The following is a 4,210-nucleotide window of genomic DNA, read 5'->3' on the forward strand; positions in this document are numbered from 1 at the left end:
GGGCATACGCCCGGCTCTACCGCAGCGACGCCGAACGCTGCGAAGAATTTCCCATCTGGCTACACACCTACAATCACCACCGCGGCCACACCGCACTCGGAGGCCAACCACCCGCCACCCGCGTACCTAACCTCTCAGGTCAGTACAGCTAGTCGACCGACATCTCCCCCATCGCTGACCAGTCCGTCGCATCGATCGTTTGACTGATGATCTTCGGCGTGGATTTCAGGGCCTCCGGCAGCTCTTGCATCGCCCGCTTGAAGTGATCGCTGTTGACATGCACGCCGCCCGCGTCACCGTCACGGAACGCCTCGACCAACACGAACTCCGCCGGGTTATCCAGGCTGCGCGACCACTCGAACCACAGGTTGCCTTCCTCGGCGCGAGTGGCCGCGGTGAAGGCGGCGACCAACTCCGGCCAGCGGTCGGTCCACTCGGCCTTGGTTTCGAACTTGACGACGATGAAGATCATTGCCGGCCAGCATACTGCGCTGGCGCCGTTGTACAGAAACTCGAGTTACAGCAAAAGGTGCCCGGGCGCCTTTTCGACGCCCGGGCAAACGGTGATTAAAAAGTTCGCACTAATTGCAGGTTCCCAAAGTGTCGGAAGTGAAAGTGGTCCGGCTCACAATCTATTCGATTTTCGGACCATTTCACTTGACCGCCGGAAAGTGGGAGCCCGTTGCGTGCCGTCGAATGCATTCGCTGCGATCGAACGACACGCACGCGGGCCTATTCGTTACGGATTCGGAATTCCCGGGTCGCCTGGCGGCGGCAATTCGGGAGCCGGCGGGGGCGGCGGTGCCGGAGCAATGGCGTCGACCAGAGCCGGTGGCGGCGGCGGCGCGTCCGGCGCGGGCGGCGGCGGCGCGTCCGGCAGTGGTGGAGGCGGTGCGTCCGGCGGAGGCGGAGGTGCGTCCGGCGGCGGAGCGCCGAGGTCCTCGGGCATCGGCAGGAACATATGGTGGGTAAATCCGGCCTGATAGGCGCCCGGCCCACCAAGGTGCACGCCACCACGCTCACCACTGGAAACCGACGTTCCATCCGGCAGGGTCACCGCGGTGTGGCCACCGTTCCATCCGATGACCACCGCATTGGGTGCGGTGCCGTATTGGAAGCCCCGCGCTAACAAAGCGCCCTCTTCATTACCCGTGTTGAACCGGTCACCCCAAACAGGCCGATCAGTCGCCGCGTTGGCCACCCAGGACGCGAGTCCCGAGCAGTCCGTCCCGGCGGGGGAATCGCCACCTGGAATATAGGGCGTCCCGGAGACCTGATTGATGAGTGACATCAATGTTGCTAGTACTACCATGGCCGGGGACGCTAGCAACAAGGTTAATAGCCAACCAAATTTTGTGGCGTACGTCATTCATCGCTGAATTAAAGGAATCGGTTCTACACAAAGCAAACTCATTACAAGCCGATAAAGCTTCTTCAGCAAACTAAATTTTTCTGCGCGCTGCGCTAGCCCAGCGCGACACCGAGCTCTTCGGCGAAGACCCTGACCATGTGCTGCACGCCGATCTCGTTGCGGCCGATGATCATGTGGTCGTGCTGGCCGTGCCTGACCCCTTCGCCACACTGCGGCAGCATCGCGAAGTCCTCGTCGCGAACTGCGGCATGGACCCCTTCGAAGACGGCGTCGTATCCGGCCCTCATGTCGTCGTTCGTCGCGGGAATCCGGCCCATCCAACTGTGCCGGACCGTGCAGCGAGTGGGCTCCCCTTCCGGCAACATGTCGATGATCTCCACGCCAACCGGGCTGTTGGCGAGGATGAGATTCGGATAGACCCAATAGATCACTCCCATATTCGCCAGCGGTTCCAGCGGCGCGCCGGGGACGGTGTCCACATTGGTGATCCAGTTGAACGGGAAACAGATTCGGTGATGCTTGCCGTATTCGTCGTAGACCATCGTGTTCGCAAGCGTGTTCTGCCCGATGAGGCTCTGGCCGTGAACGTAGGGGAAGTGGTACCCCTCCGCGAAGGCCTCCAGCGCGCCCTTCCACGACACTTCGGACGAGAACTCACGCTCCTTGTGATAGCCGTACGACTCGTAATCCCACAGCGCCAGCTCGGTGGCAAAGGCGCCGAGGTGCGCGTCGAGGTCGATGGTGGCATCGGCCGCGAGCACCGCCCAGATGAAGCCGAAGCGCTCCTGCGACGGCAGCTCCACCAACCCGTAGTCCTTGGTGTCCATCGAGTCGAAGCCGGCCTTGCCGGGAACCATGAACAGCTCGCCCGAATTCTTGTACGTCCAGGCGTGATAGGGGCAGACGAAGCGCGACGCATTACCCGAGCCGCATGCCGGCATCGCGCCACGGTGGCGGCAGTAGTTGAGAAAGACGTGACTCGCGCCGGTACGGTCGCGGGTCACCAGAAGCGAGTCGCCCAGCACCGAGCGGACGACGAAGTCGTTTTTCTCGGGCACCTGCGCCGAAGGGACGATCGCCAGGGGCACCCGACGCAGGATCTGCGACTCCTCGATCTCGGTGATCTTCGCGTCGCGGTAGTAGTGCAGCGGCACCTTCAGCTCACGGTCGGCGAGGTCCGTGGTGCCGTCCAGGGCATGCCGCAGGCCGCGCCGCGTCAAGGTCTCGTCGGTGCCGCTCACCGGAGTTTCGCTGATCAACGCCATCGCGCTTCCCTTCGTCGGCGATAACGTGACCATACAGTCATTGTCGTTTGTATTGTCAAGACTTCATGCCGGATTGTGCGACGATCACGCAATGCGCCGACACGGCTGGTCCGGGGACATCCCGGCCGATGACGACGAAGCCGTCGCCCGCATCCTCGCCGCGGCCCGCGCCGCCATCGACGAGCGCGGAACCGTGAGCGTCTCCGAGGTGGCCCAGACCCTGGGCGTGACGCGCCAGACCATCTATCGCTACTTCCCGACCCAGGAGGCACTGCTGGGAGGGACCGCGCTGGCGTCCGTCGACAGCTTCCTCGATCGGCTGGCCGCGCATCTGGGGTCGATCAACAACCCGACCGAGGCCGTGGTGGAAGGCATCGCGTACACCTTCGAGCAGATCGCGCACGACAAATACCTCAGCCTGGTGCTGCAACCCGGCAAAGCCAGCGCATTCACCCCGGGGGTGACATCCGACATGGCGATTTCGTTCGGCCGGTCGATCTTGCAGAGATTCGACATCGATTGGGCCGCTGCGGGATTCACCGGCGAGAAGCTCGACGAGCTGGTGGAGGTCATGCTGCGGATGCTGCAGTCGCTGATCGTGGATCCCGGACGGCCCGCGCGGGCCGGCACGAGGCTGCGGAGTTTCCTCGAGGACTGGATCGCGCCGTCGGTGCGCGCCCACGCCGCCCTGCCGCACTGACCCGGCGGTAACGCCGTGTCATACCTCCGCCGCGACATATAAACCACGCAGACAACACGCCGACGCGACTGTGCGTGGTTTATGTCTTGCGGGCGGCCGCCCTGCCGCAGGTTGACAGCGGCAATCCGTCGTGCTCGAATCTGAACAGTGTTCTAATCTGAACACTGTTCGAAGGGCGGGACGTGGTGGAGTCGGCATACGTAGCTCCTGTGTTGAGCTATGGCGCGCTGGATCGGGCACACCTGACCAAGCATCTGCTCGAGCTCGCCCGCGACGTCGGCGTCGACAAGGTCACGATGCGCGCTCTGGCGGCTCATGCGGGCACTTCCGCGTCGTCGGTCTACTACCACGTCAAAGACAAGAGCGAGCTGCTTGACCTCTTGATCGAAACCGTCGTCGAAAGCATCGAGGTGCCCTCGGCCGGCGATTGGGAGCAGCGCCTGATCGCCCTCTACACCAACGCCTGGCGGGTGCTGAGTTCGGTGCCCGGGATCGCGGCGCTGCTGCAGCAGCGGCCACACACCGAGGCCGCGCGCAACATGGACCACGCGACCCGCAGAATTCTCCACGAATCCGGTTTGGCGGCAAGCGATTTCGCTGGCTCACACGCCGTCTTGTACATCCACCTGCTGGGATCGGTCGAACTCGCCCATCGGCTTTCACCGGATGCCTCGCTGACCGACGAGATGGAATCGACGTTCCTGCACGGCCTGAACGTGATAATCACCGGCCTCAAACACATCTGACGAAGCCTCTGGAGCAGATCATGACCCAATCTGTACTCGACCTGGCCGATCCCACCTTGTGGGCGAATGGCTTTCCCGACGAGGTCTTCGCCGAATTGCGCGGCACCGCACCGGTTTACCACCAGGA

At 63.2% G+C, this 4,210-nt stretch carries 5 protein-coding genes and 1 pseudogene; 3 read left to right on the forward strand and 3 right to left on the reverse strand.

Features of this window, described 5'->3' with window-relative positions; all coding sequences use genetic code 11:
- Positions 1–152, forward strand: a pseudogene (locus JOZ00_RS19060) (IS481 family transposase); the annotation flags it as partial.
- Here JOZ00_RS19060 and JOZ00_RS19065 read toward each other — a convergent pair.
- The 3 genes from JOZ00_RS19065 to JOZ00_RS19075 all read right to left on the reverse strand — a co-directional run bounded on the left by JOZ00_RS19065 (position 149) and on the right by JOZ00_RS19075 (position 2,637).
- Positions 149–472, reverse strand: coding sequence for a putative quinol monooxygenase (locus JOZ00_RS19065; protein WP_293346376.1), 324 nt, complete (start codon positions 470–472; stop codon positions 149–151). The pseudogene JOZ00_RS19060 and the gene JOZ00_RS19065 overlap by 4 nt on opposite strands.
- Positions 473–739: 267 nt before the next feature.
- Entirely contained in the window at positions 740–1,312 is a 573-nt protein-coding gene (locus tag JOZ00_RS19070) for a peptidoglycan endopeptidase (RefSeq protein ID WP_293346377.1), read from the reverse strand.
- A gap of 152 nt (positions 1,313–1,464) precedes the next feature.
- Positions 1,465–2,637 carry an SRPBCC family protein gene (locus JOZ00_RS19075; protein WP_293346381.1) on the reverse strand — a complete coding sequence of 391 codons (1,173 nt, stop codon included), beginning with the start codon at positions 2,635–2,637 and terminating at the stop codon, positions 1,465–1,467.
- Between the two features lie 91 nt (positions 2,638–2,728).
- Here JOZ00_RS19075 and JOZ00_RS19080 point away from each other — a divergent pair, with 91 nt between their 5' ends.
- Positions 2,729–3,337, forward strand: a complete 609-nt coding sequence (locus JOZ00_RS19080) for a TetR/AcrR family transcriptional regulator (protein WP_293346379.1) — start codon at positions 2,729–2,731, stop codon at positions 3,335–3,337.
- Positions 3,338–3,519: 182 nt separating this feature from the next.
- Positions 3,520–4,083, forward strand: a complete 564-nt coding sequence (locus JOZ00_RS19085; RefSeq protein ID WP_293346380.1) for a TetR family transcriptional regulator — start codon at positions 3,520–3,522, stop codon at positions 4,081–4,083.
- Positions 4,084–4,210: the final 127 nt, after the last annotated feature.

Origin of the sequence: Mycobacterium sp. (assembly GCF_019243155.1) — a bacterium.
Classification (GTDB): Bacteria; Actinomycetota; Actinomycetes; order Mycobacteriales; family Mycobacteriaceae; genus Mycobacterium.

Excerpts from the sequence above, each read along its gene's own strand:
- JOZ00_RS19065 (WP_293346376.1), bottom strand. The coding sequence starts at position 472 with ATGATCTTCATCGTCGTCAAGTTCGAAACCAAGGCCGAGTGGACCGAC.
- JOZ00_RS19070 (WP_293346377.1), bottom strand. The coding sequence starts at position 1,312 with ATGGTAGTACTAGCAACATTGATGTCACTCATCAATCAGGTCTCCGGG.
- JOZ00_RS19075 (WP_293346381.1), bottom strand. The coding sequence starts at position 2,637 with ATGGCGTTGATCAGCGAAACTCCGGTGAGCGGCACCGACGAGACCTTG.
- JOZ00_RS19080 (WP_293346379.1), top strand. The coding sequence starts at position 2,729 with ATGCGCCGACACGGCTGGTCCGGGGACATCCCGGCCGATGACGACGAA.